Origin of the sequence: Citrobacter sp. wls706 (assembly GCF_005281305.1) — a bacterium.
In the GTDB taxonomy this organism is placed as follows: Bacteria; Pseudomonadota; Gammaproteobacteria; order Enterobacterales; family Enterobacteriaceae; genus Citrobacter; species Citrobacter werkmanii.
The window spans coordinates 90,122-106,495 of sequence record NZ_SZXG01000032.1 but is presented as its reverse complement, the minus strand read 5'-3'; the positions used below and the strand labels follow the sequence as shown (position 1 = coordinate 106,495).

The window sequence follows — 16,374 nt, the reverse complement described above, 5'->3', positions numbered from 1 at the left end:
AACTCACCATAGATCACGTCAATCGACGGGTACAGCGCTGTTTCAGGTATTACCGCTTAATGAGTACGACGATTCCAGGGCATTTTGTCCAGCAACCGCGCCATGCCGCAAAAGCCGGTCACGCCAGCGAGTATCAGCCCGGCACCCACAAAACCGCTCAGCAGGAAGAAGGCGCTGCTGACGGCGTAACCCAGAATGACGCCAAGTAAGGCAAGACTACCTGCGGCTATTTGCACCTGACGCATCAGCGGCAACGGTTGGGAACTGTCTTTTGCCACCGGTAAACCTGCGGCTTTCCAGCCATCAATTCCACCTTCAAGCAACCAGACTTGTGCTGGCGCGGCAATGGCGCTGAGCCTGTTCGCTGCATTTTGTGTGCGTTTGCCTGACTGGCAGTGAAAAATCACCTGCTCGGCGCGTAAATTCGCAGGCAACGATCCCTGCTCAAGTGTGGGTAACGGTGCCAGATGCGCCTCAGGAATATGCTCGTGCAGGTACTCGTCGGCATCGCGGATATCAATCAGTTTTGCGCCTTGCGCGACCAGCGTCTGCGCCTCGCGCGGGGAAATCGTCCCAATGGTCATGATGGTTCCTTATGGGCAATACAGTGTTTTTAATGTGGCGATCAGCGAATTCACAGCCGCATTTTTAATGGAATAAAGGATGCGCTGGGCATCGCGCTGGCTGTCTATCAGACCTTCTTCGCGCATACGCGCCAGATGCTGTGAAGTAGCGGAAGGACTCAGGCCGGTAGCGCGTGCTAACTCGCCTGCGCTGGTACCGGGCGAACCGCAGAGCATGCACAAAATCAGCAACCGCTTCGGGTTACTCATCGCTTTGAGCAGAGCGGCCGCCTGTTCAGCGCTGGCCTGGAGTTGTTCAAGTTCTGTCATATGTATTTAAGTATATTCTAAATTAAGTAAATTCTAAAATAAAAAACCAACGTACGCCAGCGTAAAGAGCGTAAAAGAGGGTAAAACAACAGGGGAAGGCTGGCAGATTTGAGTAGAATGACTACTCTTAGAGATAAAATCTCTTTTTAAACAATGATTAACTTTTTTGCTTGTAGGGAGTTTGTATGGGTTTCTGGAGAATCGTTTTCACTATTATTCTGCCCCCGCTTGGCGTACTGCTGGGAAAAGGATTCGGCTGGGCGTTTATCCTTAATATCGTTCTGACGCTGCTGGGCTACATTCCAGGTTTGATCCACGCCTTCTGGGTACAAACGCGTAATTAAGATTTCCTTTCATAAACGGCGCATTTGCGCCGTTTTCTTTGCCGGCCTCTCTCCTCTGCTACACTTCCTGGTGTTGCTTGTTAATAACCGAGGTGGATATGGGACTCTTCAATTTTGTGAAAGATGCAGGTGAAAAACTTTGGGATGCGGTCACCGGAAATCATGACACGGCCGATCTGGCGAAGAAGGTGCAGGAACACCTGAATAAAACCGGCATCCCCGATGCAGATAAGGTGAACGTCCAAATTAACGAAGGCAAGGCCACCGTTTCTGGTGATGGATTAAGCCAGGAGGCGAAAGAGAAAATCCTGATTGCGATTGGTAATATCTCCGGTATCGCCAGCGTAGACGATCAGGTCAAAACCTCTGCACCCGCGAGCGAAAGTCAGTTTTATACCGTGAAAGCGGGCGATACCCTGAGCGCTATTGCCAAACAGGTTTACGGTAACGCTAACCTGTACAATAAAATCTTCGAAGCGAATAAACCGATGCTGAAAAGCCCGGATAAAATTTATCCCGGGCAGGTGTTACGTATTCCGGAAGAATGATGAAGTGCAGGCTTATTCCGTCAGCAGCTTGCCGGACATCGCCTGTTGAATAATTGGAATCGGCGTCAGCAGGTGCTGGCGCATTAATTCGCTAGCGCGCACGGCATCGCGTGCAAGAATCGCTTCGGTCAGCGTTTGATGCTGATCGTGTTTATCTTCCAGCATCTCAACTGACAGCACCGTTTTACGTAGCCAGATAAACCGGTAACGCGCCGCTAAATCAAACAATCGTTCACGCATTTGCAGCAGATATTGGGAACCGCAGCCGGCGACAATCGCCGAGTGAAACGCCTGATGGCGCAGATCCCATTCATCAAGCATCTGTTCACTGGCGTCCACGGCTTCAAGCTTACTGAGCATATGCGCCCGGGCTAAAATCTCCGCTTCCCAGGCGTCGTCGCCGCGTTCGATGGCCAGCGCGACCAGCATGGCCTCCATATTGGCGCGGGCATCGAAAATATCGAGCAATTCCTGCTCGGACATCGGGGCGACACGATACCCCTTCTGATTGACTACCGTGACCAGTCGCTCCGCCACCAGCTGTGAAAGCGCTTCGCGCAGCGGTCCTACGCCAAGCTCGTAGCGCGAGGTCAGCAGGCTCATACGCAGTTTCTCATCAGGCTGATAAATACCGCGGATGATGTCGTTCTTTAGCCAGCGGTATCCATCAATGGCCGTCGGTTGGGGAATGGCGGTCATGGTCTTACTCCTGAATAAATGTCCCGGCGTGCGCCGGGAACAGATTTAATGCGTATTTTGCAAGGGTGCTTTTTGCCACGATAGCAGTTTTTTCCAGCGTGCCATAATGGGCACCGTGCAAATAATTCCTATGGCTAATAACCCGGTAGAGATGACTTCCAGCTGTTGCGTCGGGCGAAAGAGCATGACCACCAGCACAAAGATAATAAAGGCGATGACCAGCCAGGTAAGCCACGGATAAAGCCACATTTTCAGTTTAATTTCACCACCTCGCGCTAGCAGAATTTTGCGCATCCGCAGTTGGGAAATAGCGATTACCAGATAAACCAACAGAGCGATAGCGCCAGAGCTGTCGATCAGGAATTTAAACACTTTGGCCGGGGCGTAATAGTTGACCACCACGGTGAGGAACGCCGCCCCCGTAGACAGTAACACCGCCACGTAAGGCGTTTTACTGCGGTTAGTTTTCCCCATAAAGGCGGGGGCATCGCCACGACGGCTCAGGGAATAGAGCATACGGGATGAGGTATACAGCGCGGAGTTCAGACAGCTGGTCACCGACAACAAAATGACGCAGTCCATGATCAACTTCGCGTGTGGGATATGCAATAACTCCAGGACCGAGCGGTAAGAACCCACTTCTTTTAGCCCCGGCATGTTCCATGGGATCAGCGCCACCACCACGAAAATGGAGCACAGATAGAAGATGGATATACGCCAGATAACCGAGTTGGTAGCGCGGACGATGTGTTTATCCGGGGTGTCGGACTCGGCGGCGGCGATGGTGACAATCTCTGCGCCCATGAAGGAGAACATGGTGATCAGCATCGCGCTGAGTACGGCGCCAAAACCGTTCGGCATAAAGCCGCCCTGATCCCACAGGCGTGAAACGCCGCTAACCTCGGCATAAGGATAGAAACCGCTAATCGCCACCGCGCCGAGGACAATAAACGCCAGAATGGCAATCACTTTGCACAGCGCCAGCCAGAATTCGAATTCACCGTAATTTTTGACGCTCAGCAAATTACTGCCAGTTAATGCCAGCGTGATAACCAGAGAAAATAACCAGACAGGTATGCCAGGGATCCAGGAATGCAGAATGATGGCGGCAATATTGGCCTCCAATGGGATAACCAACACCCAGAACCACCAGTACAACCAGCCGATGGTATAACCTGCCCATGGGCCGATGGCTTTATCGGCGTAGGTGGAAAAGGAGCCGGTATCCGGGGTGGCGACGGCCATTTCGGCCAGCATGCGCATAATCATCACCACCAAAAGTCCGGCAAACAGATAAGCTAATAATACGGCGGGACCGGCTTCTGCAATCGCCACGCTTGAACCTACGAATAAACTCGCGCCGATAACCCCGGCAATAGACAGCATGGTGACGTGGCGTGATTTCAGCCCGCCCCCTAAATCATGTGATTGTGACACTTGCCCCATCTTTTAAACCTCTCGAAAGTATTTCACTTGGGAGAGCACCCCGGCATTCCCGCGCCGGGGCACGCGTATTATTGTTATTGACCCTATGTGCCGGATGGCGGCTCCGCCTTATCCGGCCTATGGATTGCGTTTTTTATAGGGTTAGCCCTGCTTCGCCTCAGCAAAACACTGGGCGATGATGTCCAGCCCCTGGCGGATTTGCGCATCTTCAATGGTCAGCGGGACAAGGATGCGCAGTACGTTGTAGTAAGGTCCGCAGGAGAGCAGGATCAGCCCTTTATCACGCGCGCGGGCCACCACTTCCGCGGTCAGTTTGGCGTCTGGCTTCGTATGGTCGCCGTCTTCGAACAGTTCGATGGCGATCATCGCCCCCAGCCCACGCACGTCGCCAATTTCGCGATGCGTTTCGGCGATAGCAAGCAGGCCTTCGCGCAAGGTTTGCCCCAGTTCGTTGGCCTTTTGCAGCAGATTTTCCTGTTCAAAAATGTTCAGCACCGCCAGCGCGGCGGCACAGGCAATCGGGTTACCGGCATAGGTACCGCCCAGGCCACCCGGCGGGATGGCGTCCATGACTTCGGCGCGACCGGTTACCCCTGCCAGCGGGAAGCCGCCAGCGATAGATTTGGCGAAAGTGGTAAGATCGGGCGCAACGCCCATCTGCTCCATGGCGAACAGCGTACCGGTGCGGCCTGCGCCGCTCTGCACTTCATCGGCAATCAGCATGATCCCGTGTTCGTCACAAATGGCGCGCAGACGCTGCATAAATGCCGGGGTGGCCGCGTAAAAACCGCCTTCGCCCTGGACGGGTTCAATTACGATGGCGGCAACGTCTTCCGGCGCGGCATCATTTTTGAAAATACGGTGAATGCTGGCGATAGCATCGTCTTCGCTGATGCCATGCAGCGGGCAAGGATACAGCGCGCGATAGACGTGACCCGGCATCAGTCCCATTCCGGCAGAGTACGGATTTACTTTTCCGGTCAGAGACAGGGTGTAGTGGGTACGACCATGATAAGCGCCGCTGAAGGCGATCGTACCTGTACGTTTGGTGGCGGCGCGGGCAATTTTCACCGCGTTTTCCACGGCTTCAGAACCGGTGGTCACCAGCAGAGTTTTCTTGGCGAAATCGCCCGGCACTTTCTTGTTCATGATTTCGCACAGCTCCAGGTATGGCTCATAGGCCAGCACCTGGAAGCAGGTATGCGACAGTTTTTTCAACTGCGCTTCTACCGCAGAAACAATCTGCGGGTGCAGGTGACCGGTATTCAGCACCGCAATACCGCCAGCAAAATCGAGGAATTCGCGGCCTTCAACGTCCCAGACCCGGCAATTTTCTGCCCGCTCGGCAAAAATAGGGTGGATCTGTCCTACGCCACGGGGAACGGCGTTGCTGCGACGTTGCATAAGTTCTTTGTTGGTGCTCATCAGGTGTTCTCCAGTATTTGTTTTATTAAAGGCCGATGCACATATATTTGATTTCTAAGTAGTCTTCGATGCCGTATTTCGATCCTTCACGGCCAAGACCGGAGGCTTTTATCCCCCCAAATGGGGCGACTTCGTTGGAGATGATGCCGGTGTTAATCCCGACGATGCCGTACTCCAGCGCTTCGCCAACGCGGAAGACGCGGCTTAAATCAAGGGCGTAGAAATAGGCTGCCAGGCCAAACTCGGTGTCATTGGCCTGTGCGATGACGTCAGCTTCGTCTTTAAAGCGAAACAGCGGCGCCAGCGGGCCAAATGTCTCTTCTTTGGCGACCTTCGCGTTGTCCGGCACATCGACCAGAATGGTGGGCTGGAAGAAGTTCCCGCCCAGCGCATGAGGTTTACCGCCAGCGATAATGCGTGCGCCTTTATCCAGGGCATCGGCGATGTGCTCCTGCACTTTGGCGACCGCTTTTTCGTCGATCAGCGGCCCGGTAGTGACATCTGGTTGCAGACCATCACCGAGGCGCAGCTTGCTCACCGCCTGTTCGAGTTTTTCGGCAAACTGGTCATACACACCGGCCTGAACGTACAGACGGTTGGCGCAGACGCAGGTTTGCCCGGCGTTACGGAACTTCGACGCCAGCGCGCCTTCCACGGCTTTGTCGAGATCGGCATCGTCAAAGACGATAAACGGCGCATTGCCGCCCAGCTCCAGTGACACCTTCTTGATGTCTTTGGCACACTGTTCCATCAGCTGACGGCCAATTTCGGTGGAGCCGGTAAATGACAGTTTGCGCACTAGCGGGTTGCCGGTCAGTTCGTTGCCGACCGCGCTTGCTGAACCGGTCACCACGCTGAATACGCCAGCCGGGATCCCCGCGCGATTAGCCAGCTCTGCCAGCGCGAGTGCGGAGTAGGGGGTTTGGCTGGCCGGTTTAAGCACCATGGTGCAACCCGCCGCCAGTGCCGGACCGGCTTTGCGGGTGATCATCGCCGCCGGGAAGTTCCACGGCGTAATCGCGGCGGTCACGCCGATTGGTTGCTTGATGACGATCAGACGCTTATCTGCCTGATGGCCGGGGATCGTATCGCCATAAATGCGTTTGCCCTCTTCGGCAAACCACTCAATAAATGAGGCGGCATAGGTGATTTCGCCTTTGGCTTCCGCCAGCGGCTTACCCTGTTCCAGGGTCATCAGACGAGCAAGATCGTCCTGATGTTCAATCATCAGGTTGAACCAGCGACGCAGAATATTGGCCCGCTCTTTGGCGGTGAGTGCACGCCAGGCGGGTAGAGCGCGGTTCGCGGCGTTAATGGCTTCACGGGTTTCATCCGCCCCCATTTTCGGTACGCTACCCAATTGCTGACCGTTGGCGGGATTCGTTACTGCGATGGTCTCGCCGTTGTTGGCGTCACGCCAGTTGCCGTCAATCAACGCCTGTTGGCGAAATAAGGTTGGATCGTTCAGTTGCATAATTGCTTCCTGTCTTAATCATGTTAACGGGTGAATGCGGCGTGTAATGTCTCCACGCTACGTGCCGCACGCAGCGTGCGTCCGGGATTACTCTGGCTCTCCAGCAGTGCATGAACTTTGCCGACAATATGCGCGCCGATAGGGATCGCTGACGTCGCCGCCGGAGAAGGGGCGTTGCAGGTATGAATGGAGCGTGGCGTAGTGACAAACAAGAAATCGTCGATCAGCTTGCCGTCCGGAGACACAGCCTGCGCCCGCACGCCTGCAGGCCACAGTTGCAGATCTTTCTGCGTCAGACTCGGACAATACTTTTGCACCAGCCGCAGGTAGCCGCTTTTGCACAGTGAATTCTTCATTTCGCCAAGCCCGGAGCGCAGGTTGTTTTGCAGTACGCGGCGGATGCCGGAAGAGCCGAAGATCTCCAGCGTATCGCTGAGTGAGAAATCGCGTTTGCGGTAGCCTTCGCGTTTAAATGCCAGTACCGCGTTGGGTCCCACCGTGACGCTGCCATCAATCATGCGGGTGAGATGTACACCGAGAAACGGCATCGCCGGGTCGGGGATCGGGTAGATCAGATGATTGACTATCTGATTATGTTCTGACGCCAGACGGAAGTATTCGCCACGGAACGGACAGATGATAAAGCCGGGTTCAACGCCGAGCATTTTCACCAGTCGGTCCGCCATCAGGCCAGAACAGCTAATCAGCGTTGACCCTTCATACTCCTGACCCTGACGCGTATGGACGATCACGCCCGCGGCATGCTCTTTCAGCGCGCTGACCTCGGCGTTATAAACAATCTCACCGCCCTTGGCCTGGAAAATCTTTGCCATCGCGGCGGTTACTTCGCGGTAGCTGACGATCCCGCTCGACGGGACGAAAATGCCGCCCAGCCCGGTGATATTGGGTTCACGCTCGCGTAGCTCCTGCGCATTCAGCCATTCGCGTTCCAGGCCGTTAGCGGCGGTGCGATCCCATAGCGCGCGCATGCGTTCCATTTCCAGAGCGGAAGTGGCAACCAGCATTTTCCCGCAGACGTCGTAGCGGATGCCGTTTTGATCACAAAAGGCTTTGGTGGCGCGATTTCCGGCCAGGCAAAACTGCGCCTTCAGGCTGCCAGGCGTGTAATAAACCCCGGCATGAATCACGCCGCTGTTATGGCCCGTCTGGTGACAGGCCGGGCCGGACTCTTTTTCCAGCAGCGCGATTCTGGCGTCCGGATAGACATCAATCAGTTGCATGGCGGTCGACATGCCGATAATACCGCCGCCAATAATCACAAAATCATACATCCGCTTTTTTCCTTCGCGCTTACTGATGGGTCTGGTAGTGGTTGGTCGCGTAAGCGAAATAACCACGCTGGCGCATCAGTTCGCGGCGCAGGTCAGGGTGCGAGGTGAAGCGGTCGCGACCGTGCAGCCAGAACAGGTTGTTAATCAGCAGGAATTTACCCACGGGAACCGGAACGGAAATAATGTTCTTGCTGGTTTCCAGCGCATCGGACAAGTCGCTCAGCCAGACGCCTTCTTCATAGTCTTTTGGCTGGACGAACTGGTCGATGTAGCGCATTACCGGGCGGCCCAACAGGTCAACGTCAAACACCGGATGGAACACATCCTTGCTGACGTTTTTGCTTGGCGGGGCGGCAAAGCGCATCGCACGACGCGCCAACGGATGGGTAAAGTACTGATCCAGATGCTCCCAGTCGTCGAGGTGCAGCAGCAGCGAGTTACCGCCGGTCATGTTCTGCTCGTCGATCTTCATCATCAGTACGTAATCGGTGATTTCTTCGAGGTAGGTTCCGTCGTTATGCAGCTCCATAACACGGTGCGGCTGGCGCAGATAGCTGTCTGAGTTATCGACGTTTTTCACCACAAAACGGGCATAGTATTGACCGCTCATCGCATCAAAATTGGAGCGTCCGATCAGATGCGCGACCGCCGTTGCCAGCTTGACCATCTCTTCAGCCTGCGCCACGTCATCCACGCCGACGGCGTTGATCAGCAGCGCCCCTTCGGCACGATCGAGCAGCGTTTTCAGCAGCAGGGGCTGTAACTGGTTGCCGCACAAATCATCGAGGATCTTGCCCACTTTGAAACGCAAGAAAGATTTGTATTCCAGGGCCTGCACCGGCCACTGCGCGACGGCCTGTAGAAATTGCTCAGTGGTCTCGGCAGAAAAAGTCAGCTCCAGCAGACGTGGAGACTGGACTGATGGTTTCAGTGTGAAACCGCTGTAGTGCTGGGCTGGATCTTCAGCGTTCGGTTGTACGGCAGTCAGTGCGTTCATCAAATCGATCCTCTCAGTAGATTGTCAGGGAGATATGGCGCAGCTCGTTTCGTAGCCATAAATTAAAAATATCTACATTTTTGAAAAACGCGCACAGAATGAACTTGTTTGTTTCTTATTTGTGATCAAAAGCAACAATTATTTAACATTATAAAAGGTGAGGATATCTGCGAGCAGAGGGAAGATTGGCAAGAAAATGTATTTTAAAACATAGGGTTAATTATTCTGTCGCTGGCGATAAACCAGCGACAGCGGCAAGTCAGTAACCGACTTGATAAATGCGACCCGTTTGGATGCCTTCCACACTGCGGCGATAGGCGTTGGCTACGGTGGCGGCCGGGACGCTTTCGAAGCCCGGGAAGAAATCGTCATAGGCTGCGGCGGATTCACTGAGTACGGTTGGGCTAATCAGGTTGATGCGCAGTCCACGACCCAATTCACAGGCTGCTGCGCGAACAAACCCTTCCAGACCGGCATTGATTGTTGCCGCATTTGTGCCTTGCGCGATGGGTTCATGAGCGATAATACCGCTAATGAGCGTAATCGAGCCGCCATCATTGAGGTAATGCTGCCCGGTTAAGGCCAGTCGTATTTGCCCTAACAGCTTATCCTGTAAACCCTGATTAAAATCCCGATCGGTCATGGTGGATAACGGCCCAAAGAACAAATTGCCGGTGGCGGAAACGATCGCGTCTACCCGACCGACTTTTTCAAACAATGCCTCGACACTCTTCTGGGAGGTGATATCGACCTGGTAATCACCCTGGCTGCGACCCACACGGATCACTTCATGTTTACGGCTTAATGTTTCTGTAACCGCACGACCCACCGTACCGCTGGCACCAACAATAACAATTTTCATAACCACCTCCGCAATAGTGTGAGCCGCTATTCTTTAATGAAAATGAAATCGGATAAACTGGCTAAAAGTTAGATGATTACTAACCAGAGGTTTGCAATATGGATAAGCTGCGCGGCATGGAAACGTTTATCGCGGTGGTGGAGAGCGGGAGCTTTACCACCGCGGCAACGCGACTGGGGATGTCTGCGGTGATGGTGGGGAAATATATCACCCACCTTGAAGCGCAACTCGGTACGCGCCTGCTGGAGCGCAACACTCGCCGCCAGAGCCTGACCGATGCCGGACGAGTCTATTTTGAAGAGGGCCGGCGTGTGCTGGAACAGGTGACGATAGCCGAACGTTCAGTGGAGCGTCTGCGGCTGGCGCCTGCGGGGACGCTGCGCATCAGCGCGCCAACCTCCTTTGGCGCCTGCGTGATCTCGCCGTTGGCCGCCTCGTTTTTACAGGCCTGGCCGGAAGTGCGAATTGAACTGGATCTGACCAATCGGATGGTCGATCTGGTGAATGAAGGGGTTGACCTGGCGATCCGCATTGGCGATATCCATCAGACTGATGTGGTGGCGAAATATCTGTGTCCGTACCGTATGGCGATTTGCGCTTCGCCGGATTATCTCGCTCGTCATGGCACCCCCTTCACGCCCGCGGATCTGGTGGATCATTTGTGCCTGTCCCACACCGTCTGGACGGCCCGCAACGAATGGATGCTACCGGGCGCAGGGGGCGAAGTCAGATGGAAACGCGATGCGATCCTGCGCTGTAACGATGGTCATGGCCTGCGTATGGCGGCAGTGGCGGGGGCGGGGCTGCTGTTACAACCGGAGGTGCTGCTGGCGGAAGAGTTAGCTACTGGCAGACTGGTGCGGGTGCTGGAGGCGTTTACGCCGCAGCCGCGACCCATTCATTTGCTGTGGCGGCAAGATTTGCGTGCGTTGCCGAAACTGACGCGGTTTGTCGAGCACGTTCTTAGTGCAGTTCAGGAATTAAGATGAAAATGCCGGATGGCGATGCCCATCCGGCATATTACTAGCCGATATCCACCTGCGGTTTGCTGTTACGCTTACGGATCAGGCGCAGCACCGGCGGGATCACGATAACCAGTACCGCCATCACCAGCAGCACTTTTGCTACGCCGCTGGCCCACAGAATATCCATGCTGCCGTTACTGATAGACAGCGCCCGACGCAGGTTTTGCTCCAGCATTTCGCCCAGCACGAAGCCTAAAATCAATGGCGACATCGGGAAGTGCATCTTACGCAGAATGTAGCCCAGTACGCCAAGGGCGACCATCAACACCAGATCAAAGGTAGTGCTGTGAACGGCGTACACGCCTACCGCTGAGACTGCTGCGATAGCGGGCACCAAAAACCACAGTGGGATGGTCAGCATACGGGTAAACAGACCGATCAGCGGGATGTTCATCACCAGCAGCATCACGTTGGCAATCAGCAGCGCCGCAATCAGTCCCCAAACGATATCCGGTTGTTCGGTGAACATCGCCGGGCCAGGAGTGATGTTGTACAGGGTCAGCGCGCCCATCATCACTGCCGTGGTGCCGGAGCCTGGAACGCCGAGCGTCAGCATCGGAATAAAAGAGCCACAGGCCGAGGCATTGTTCGCGGCCTCAGGTGCCGCCACACCGCGAATATCCCCCTTGCCGAAGCTGTCGCTGTTGCCGCTGAGCTTTTTCTCGGTCATGTAAGTGATAGCGCTGGCAATGGTTGCCCCTGCGCCAGGCAGGACGCCGACGAAAAAGCCGATCACCGATGAACGCAGGGTGGCGCCCACGCACTGCGCGCCTTCTTTGGCATTGAACAACATGCGGCCCGTTTTACGCACCAGCGTCTGGCCACTGCTGGTATGTTCCAGCATTAACAGTATTTCTGAGACAGAGAACAACCCAATCACTACCACGATAAACTGCACGCCGTCGGAGAGATGAACACTGTCAAAGGTAAAGCGATAAACCCCGGTGTTGGCGTCCACGCCGACGGTCGCAAGGCCGAGACCGATAAGCGCTGCCAGAAATGATTTCAGTGGATTTTGCGCCATCATGCTGCCGAGACAGGCAATGGCGAAAACCATTAAGGCAAAGTATTCCGCCGGACCGAAGGCCAGCGACCATTGGGCTAACGCTGGGGCAAACAGAATGATGCCGCCGATAGCGATAAGCGAACCAAAGAATGAGCTGACCGCCGAGATAGAGAGCGCGACGCCGCCGCGCCCTTGCTGCGCCATCGGGTAGCCATCCAGCGCAGTCATAATCGCTGCCGCATCGCCGGGCACGTTCAGCAGGATGGAGGAGATACGCCCGCCGTATTCACAACCAATGTAGACCGTCGCCAGCAGGATCAGCGCAGATTCAGCCGGCAGGTGCAAAGCGAAAGCCAGCGGCAGCAGGATCGCCACGCCGTTGATAGGCCCGAGGCCGGGCAGCAGCCCGACGATGGTGCCGACAAAGCAGCCAATCAAGGCGATAACCAGGTTTTCCGGCGTCATCGCCACCGCGAAACCCTGAGAAAGATAAATCCAGGTATCCATCGTTTCTCCGTTAACCCAGCCAGGCGCCGAGTGGTAAGGTGACGTCAAGCAGCCGGTCGAAGGCATACCACAACAGAATACCGAGGACCGCGCCGGAAATACCCGCAGCCGGAATGGTTGCGCCGAACAGCATGCCAATCACCACGGTAAGAATGGCGGTGGCGATGGGAAAACCGAGCCATTCAAAACCCCAGGCGTACATCAACAGAACAATCACCATCGTCAGCAGCTTTTGCAGCACATGACGGCGAGGCCAACTGATGGTGTCCGGGTGGCGCAACAGCAGCGCCACGGCGCATAACAGCATCAGGCTGATAATGCCCAGCGGAAAGGGACGCGGGCCAACCGGCTCATAGCTGTATTCGCTGCTGATTTGCCAGGCCACGAACAGCCCGGCTATACAGAGCAACAGCCAGATACCTGCAAAAATACGATCGCTCATCATCTTTGCCTCTGCGTTTATTTCGCCAGACCGAAGGCTTTCGCCTGCTCACGATAATCCGTGACCTGCTTCTTCACGTACTCGTCGAGCTGCTTACCGCTCATGTTGAACTCGAACAGGCCGCGGAGATCGCGCTGCTTTTTAAATTCCTCGGTTTGCTGGAGTTTGTTAAAGGCATCGACCCACCACTGGTATTCGGCATCACTGACTTTTGGTCCAACGTAGAAGCCACGAATGATCGGCCACACCAGGTCGTAACCCTGCTCTTTGGCGGTTGGCACATTGGCTAACTGACCCGGCAGGCGTTCTTCCGAGAACACCGCGAGCACGCGGATTTTGTCGCCGCTGAGATAAGGCACCATCTCGCTGAGATCGCCGGAAACTACCTGTACGTGATTGCCCATCAACGCGGTAACCGGTTCGCCGCCGCCTTCAAAGGCTACATAGCGCATCTTGTGCGGATCGACGTTGGCTTTTTGCGCCAGCAGAGCCGACTTCATCCAGTCCTGACTACCGATTGAGGCACCCGCGCCAATAACTACGCTGTTAGGATCTTTTTCCATTGCCGTCAGCAGATCTTTCAGCGTCTTCCATGGTGAGTCCTGGCGTACGGCGATCATGCCGTAATCCGTGCCCACGCTTGCCAACCAGCGCACGTCATCCACGCCATAGCGACCAAATTTACCTTGTGACAGGTTCAACAGGGAGCCGCCGGAGAAAGCCATCACGGTACCTGCTTCAGCCGGGCGTTGAGCGACGATTGCGTTATAGGCCACAGCGCCAACGCCGCCGGGCATGTAGGTTACGCGCATCGGTTTTTCGATAGCGCCGGTTTCCATCATGCTCACCTGAATCAGCTTGCAGGTGAGATCGAAGCCACCGCCGGGTTTCGCCGGGGCGATACATTCGGTGCGCGATGGCGCTTGTTCTGCCAGAACAGAGGTACTCATCAGTAAAATGCTTGCAGTAAGGGTACGAAGTAATTGTTTTTTCATTGTTTATCCTCACACCGGAAAACCGGATTTTCAGGTACGAAAGAAGATTTTTGTGATTATGTGAGCCGATGTGTAGCAGTTCGGTTGCGTGATTGTTAAAACATTAACCTTTCAATTCCCTTTCAATGCGGCAGAAACTTTACAGGATGTGATATGCGTCTCTTATTAGCGGAAGATAACCGTGAGTTAGCTCACTGGCTGGAGAAAGCGCTGGTGCAAAACGGTTTTGCCGTTGACTGCGTTTTTGATGGTCAGGCGGCCGATCATCTTTTACATAGCGAAACGTACGCGCTGGCGGTGCTGGACATCAATATGCCGGGGCTGGACGGTCTTGAAGTCGTCCAGCGGCTGCGCAAGCGTGGCCAGACGCTCCCCGTTCTGCTGTTGACGGCGCGCAGCGCGGTGGCCGACAGGGTGAAAGGGTTAAACGTCGGGGCTGATGATTATCTGGCAAAGCCGTTTGAAATTGAGGAACTGGATGCCCGGCTGCGGGCTTTGCTTCGTCGCAGCGCGGGGCAGGTACAAGGCATACAGCAACTGGGCGAACTGGCGTTTCATGATGAAGGCTACTTTCTGTTGCAGGGGCAACCGTTGGCGCTTACGCCGCGTGAGCAGGCCCTGCTGACGGTGCTGATGTACCGTCGGTTGCGCCCGGTTTCGCGCCAGCAGTTGTTTGAGCAGGTCTTTAGTTTGAGCGATGAGGTCAGCCCAGAAAGTATCGAACTGTACATCCATCGTCTGCGTAAAAAACTTCAGGGAAGCGATGTACGTATCGCCACGCTACGTGGTCTGGGTTATGTGCTGGAGCGTAGCGATGAGGTGGGTTAAGCCTCAGTCATTGTATCTGCAACTGCTGATGTTTCTGGGATTACCGCTGCTGTTGCTGTGGGGACTGTCGGCGTTTAACAGCTATGTCAGCGCGTTACAGGCGGCGACGCAGGCGTATGATCGGACGCTGCTCTCGTCCGCCAGAACCGTCTCTGAGCGGTTAGTGGTGCGTAATAAACGGCTGGAAGTGAATGTGCCGTGGGTGGTGTTGGACAGCTTTGAACTGAATATGAACGACAGGCTGTATTACAAAGTGGTCGACCCGGCGGGGAAGGTGATATCAGGTTATGACGATTTACCTGCGATGCCGCCTGCCACCTCGCGCACACGACTTTATCCGGCGCTGGCGTGGTTTTATCACACTGAATATCGCGGCGAAGCAATCCGTGTGGCGCGTTTGCTACAGCCCGTCAACGAGGGCGGTATTATCGGCATGGCAGAGATTTATGTCGCTGAAACGCTGCAATCACGGCGTTATCTGGCGCGACAGTTGCTATTCTCCTCGTGGGTTTCGCAAGGACTGCTGGTAATGCTCACGCTGGTGCTGGTTGGCTGGCTGCTGCGCCGGGTGCTACGTCCGATGCGCCAGTTGTCATCGCTGATGGTACGTCGCGAACCTGGGCTGCTGACGCCGTTGCCGGAGCTGTTGCCGTGGTCGGAAACCCGTCTGCTGATTGTGGCGTTTAACCGCTATCTGGACCGACTGCGCGGCCTTATCTCTCGTCAGGAACGCTTCAGCGCTGACGCGTCCCATCAGCTTAAAACGCCATTAGCGGTACTGAAAACTCAGGCGGCGGTAGCCCTCGCCAGCCCGCAGCCTCAGCAGTGGTACGAGAGTTTACAGGCCATGAGCGTGACTCTGGATAACACGATTCAACTGACGGAAAGGCTGCTTCAGCTGTCGGCTGTGAAGCGCAAAGAGCAGGGAGAAAAGCACTTCTCACCGGTTAATTTGTATGAGGTGGTGCAAAGCAGCTGTTTTACCCGGCTGGCGCAGGCACGCAGTAAAGCTATCGATCTGGGTTATGAGGGGGAACAGGGCGCGGTGTGGATTGAGGGCGATGAAGTCCTGCTCGGCGAACTGTGTGGGAATCTACTTGATAACGCCCTGAAATATACGCCGCCGCATGGTGTGGTGACAGCCCGACTGCAGCGTGAAGGCGAAGCCGTGGTGCTGATGATCGAGGATAGCGGGCCAGGTATAGATGATCAGATGGTTCATCAGGCGATGCTACCGTTTCATCGACTCGATAACGTTGGCAATGTCCCAGGCGCAGGAATTGGTCTGGCGCTGGTTAACGACATTGCGCGTTTACATCGTACACATCCGCAGCTGACACGTAGCGAAATCTTAGGTGGGTTAAGCGTGCGGGTGCGCTTTTTAAGCGTTGCTGGCTGAGATATTTTTATTGTGGTGTTTAGCCGCAATGGAAGGGTGATTCAAAATAAATCAAATAACACCATTGTGAAATTTGTCATACCTAAAATGTTTTCGCGTAGACCATAAATTGTTAACTGTCAATGATGGTTTTGTTGTAAGAAAATTGTCTTTTTTGATTTTGCGGTCAATGCTTTGATTGTATTAATTCCT

General features: G+C 54.9%; 17 protein-coding genes. 5 read left to right on the top strand and 12 right to left on the bottom strand.

The features are described from left to right. Positions 1–56: 56 nt before the first annotated feature. Positions 57–584 (bottom strand): rhodanese family protein, encoded by a 528-nt coding sequence (locus tag FDW92_RS13805; RefSeq protein WP_042313146.1) that lies wholly within the window; start codon positions 582–584, stop codon positions 57–59. Between the two features lie 9 nt (positions 585–593). Next, on the bottom strand, positions 594–893 hold the full coding sequence (locus tag FDW92_RS13800) for a metalloregulator ArsR/SmtB family transcription factor (protein ID WP_006687216.1): 300 nt from the start codon (positions 891–893) through the stop codon (positions 594–596). Positions 894–1,078: 185 nt separating this feature from the next. Between FDW92_RS13800 and FDW92_RS13795 the strand changes: the two genes are divergently transcribed. Both FDW92_RS13795 and lysM read left to right on the top strand, forming a co-directional pair. Continuing rightward, positions 1,079–1,237 (top strand): YqaE/Pmp3 family membrane protein, encoded by a 159-nt coding sequence (locus tag FDW92_RS13795; protein WP_038632951.1) that lies wholly within the window; start codon positions 1,079–1,081, stop codon positions 1,235–1,237. Between the two features lie 98 nt (positions 1,238–1,335). Further along, positions 1,336–1,785: a peptidoglycan-binding protein LysM gene (lysM, locus tag FDW92_RS13790; protein ID WP_038632949.1), complete on the top strand. Its 450-nt coding sequence runs from the start codon at positions 1,336–1,338 to the stop codon at positions 1,783–1,785. A 12-nt stretch (positions 1,786–1,797) separates the two neighbouring features. Here lysM and csiR read toward each other — a convergent pair whose 3' ends face one another. The 7 genes from csiR to FDW92_RS13755 all read right to left on the bottom strand — a co-directional run bounded on the left by csiR (position 1,798) and on the right by FDW92_RS13755 (position 9,980). After that, the gene (csiR, locus tag FDW92_RS13785) at positions 1,798–2,484 is read right to left on the bottom strand and encodes a DNA-binding transcriptional regulator CsiR (RefSeq protein WP_042313148.1); all 687 of its coding nucleotides are present in this window, start codon (positions 2,482–2,484) and stop codon (positions 1,798–1,800) included. A 45-nt stretch (positions 2,485–2,529) separates the two neighbouring features. Continuing rightward, the gene (gene gabP, locus FDW92_RS13780) at positions 2,530–3,930 is read right to left on the bottom strand and encodes a GABA permease (protein ID WP_042313149.1); all 1,401 of its coding nucleotides are present in this window, start codon (positions 3,928–3,930) and stop codon (positions 2,530–2,532) included. Between the two features lie 141 nt (positions 3,931–4,071). Further along, positions 4,072–5,355, bottom strand: coding sequence for a 4-aminobutyrate--2-oxoglutarate transaminase (gene gabT, locus FDW92_RS13775; RefSeq protein ID WP_042313152.1), 1,284 nt, complete (start codon positions 5,353–5,355; stop codon positions 4,072–4,074). Between the two features lie 25 nt (positions 5,356–5,380). Continuing rightward, the gene (gene gabD / locus FDW92_RS13770) at positions 5,381–6,829 is read right to left on the bottom strand and encodes an NADP-dependent succinate-semialdehyde dehydrogenase (RefSeq protein WP_042313155.1); all 1,449 of its coding nucleotides are present in this window, start codon (positions 6,827–6,829) and stop codon (positions 5,381–5,383) included. 23 nt (positions 6,830–6,852) lie between these two features. Beyond that, positions 6,853–8,121: an L-2-hydroxyglutarate oxidase gene (gene lhgO, locus FDW92_RS13765; RefSeq protein ID WP_042313158.1), complete on the bottom strand. Its 1,269-nt coding sequence runs from the start codon at positions 8,119–8,121 to the stop codon at positions 6,853–6,855. A gap of 19 nt (positions 8,122–8,140) precedes the next feature. Beyond that, a complete protein-coding gene (gene glaH, locus FDW92_RS13760) occupies positions 8,141–9,118 on the bottom strand; it encodes a glutarate dioxygenase GlaH (RefSeq protein WP_042313161.1) in 978 nt (325 codons plus the stop codon). A gap of 259 nt (positions 9,119–9,377) precedes the next feature. Beyond that, positions 9,378–9,980 (bottom strand): short chain dehydrogenase, encoded by a 603-nt coding sequence (locus tag FDW92_RS13755; RefSeq protein WP_042313164.1) that lies wholly within the window; start codon positions 9,978–9,980, stop codon positions 9,378–9,380. A 98-nt stretch (positions 9,981–10,078) separates the two neighbouring features. Here FDW92_RS13755 and FDW92_RS13750 point away from each other — a divergent pair, with 98 nt between their 5' ends. Beyond that, positions 10,079–10,969 carry a LysR family transcriptional regulator gene (locus FDW92_RS13750; protein WP_042313167.1) on the top strand — a complete coding sequence of 297 codons (891 nt, stop codon included), beginning with the start codon at positions 10,079–10,081 and terminating at the stop codon, positions 10,967–10,969. A 34-nt stretch (positions 10,970–11,003) separates the two neighbouring features. Here the strand turns inward: FDW92_RS13750 and FDW92_RS13745 are convergent, their stop codons facing one another. The 3 genes from FDW92_RS13745 to FDW92_RS13735 are packed head-to-tail and all read right to left on the bottom strand — an operon-like array spanning position 11,004 to position 13,955. Next, positions 11,004–12,518, bottom strand: coding sequence for a tripartite tricarboxylate transporter permease (locus FDW92_RS13745; protein ID WP_042313169.1), 1,515 nt, complete (start codon positions 12,516–12,518; stop codon positions 11,004–11,006). Between the two features lie 10 nt (positions 12,519–12,528). Next, positions 12,529–12,963, bottom strand: a complete 435-nt coding sequence (locus FDW92_RS13740) for a tripartite tricarboxylate transporter TctB family protein (protein WP_094301039.1) — start codon at positions 12,961–12,963, stop codon at positions 12,529–12,531. A 14-nt stretch (positions 12,964–12,977) separates the two neighbouring features. Beyond that, positions 12,978–13,955 carry a tripartite tricarboxylate transporter substrate binding protein gene (locus tag FDW92_RS13735; protein WP_137400643.1) on the bottom strand — a complete coding sequence of 326 codons (978 nt, stop codon included), beginning with the start codon at positions 13,953–13,955 and terminating at the stop codon, positions 12,978–12,980. Positions 13,956–14,108: 153 nt separating this feature from the next. Between FDW92_RS13735 and tctD the strand changes: the two genes are divergently transcribed. Further along, positions 14,109–14,783 carry a transcriptional regulator TctD gene (gene tctD / locus FDW92_RS13730; RefSeq protein WP_042313173.1) on the top strand — a complete coding sequence of 225 codons (675 nt, stop codon included), beginning with the start codon at positions 14,109–14,111 and terminating at the stop codon, positions 14,781–14,783. Then, positions 14,770–16,182, top strand: coding sequence for a sensor histidine kinase (locus FDW92_RS13725; protein ID WP_042313175.1), 1,413 nt, complete (start codon positions 14,770–14,772; stop codon positions 16,180–16,182). The genes tctD and FDW92_RS13725 overlap by 14 nt, the downstream gene beginning before the upstream one ends. Positions 16,183–16,374 lie beyond the last annotated feature (192 nt).

Coding starts and splice junctions, on each gene's coding strand:
- FDW92_RS13805 (WP_042313146.1), bottom strand. CDS start 584: ATGACCATTGGGACGATTTCCCCGCGCGAGGCGCAGACGCTGGTCGCG.
- FDW92_RS13800 (WP_006687216.1), bottom strand. CDS start 893: ATGACAGAACTTGAACAACTCCAGGCCAGCGCTGAACAGGCGGCCGCT.
- FDW92_RS13795 (WP_038632951.1), top strand. CDS start 1,079: ATGGGTTTCTGGAGAATCGTTTTCACTATTATTCTGCCCCCGCTTGGC.
- lysM (WP_038632949.1), top strand. CDS start 1,336: ATGGGACTCTTCAATTTTGTGAAAGATGCAGGTGAAAAACTTTGGGAT.
- csiR (WP_042313148.1), bottom strand. CDS start 2,484: ATGACCGCCATTCCCCAACCGACGGCCATTGATGGATACCGCTGGCTA.
- gabP (WP_042313149.1), bottom strand. CDS start 3,930: ATGGGGCAAGTGTCACAATCACATGATTTAGGGGGCGGGCTGAAATCA.
- gabT (WP_042313152.1), bottom strand. CDS start 5,355: ATGAGCACCAACAAAGAACTTATGCAACGTCGCAGCAACGCCGTTCCC.
- gabD (WP_042313155.1), bottom strand. CDS start 6,829: ATGCAACTGAACGATCCAACCTTATTTCGCCAACAGGCGTTGATTGAC.
- lhgO (WP_042313158.1), bottom strand. CDS start 8,121: ATGTATGATTTTGTGATTATTGGCGGCGGTATTATCGGCATGTCGACC.
- glaH (WP_042313161.1), bottom strand. CDS start 9,118: ATGAACGCACTGACTGCCGTACAACCGAACGCTGAAGATCCAGCCCAG.
- FDW92_RS13755 (WP_042313164.1), bottom strand. CDS start 9,980: ATGAAAATTGTTATTGTTGGTGCCAGCGGTACGGTGGGTCGTGCGGTT.
- FDW92_RS13750 (WP_042313167.1), top strand. CDS start 10,079: ATGGATAAGCTGCGCGGCATGGAAACGTTTATCGCGGTGGTGGAGAGC.
- FDW92_RS13745 (WP_042313169.1), bottom strand. CDS start 12,518: ATGGATACCTGGATTTATCTTTCTCAGGGTTTCGCGGTGGCGATGACG.
- FDW92_RS13740 (WP_094301039.1), bottom strand. CDS start 12,963: ATGATGAGCGATCGTATTTTTGCAGGTATCTGGCTGTTGCTCTGTATA.
- FDW92_RS13735 (WP_137400643.1), bottom strand. CDS start 13,955: ATGAAAAAACAATTACTTCGTACCCTTACTGCAAGCATTTTACTGATG.
- tctD (WP_042313173.1), top strand. CDS start 14,109: ATGCGTCTCTTATTAGCGGAAGATAACCGTGAGTTAGCTCACTGGCTG.
- FDW92_RS13725 (WP_042313175.1), top strand. CDS start 14,770: ATGAGGTGGGTTAAGCCTCAGTCATTGTATCTGCAACTGCTGATGTTT.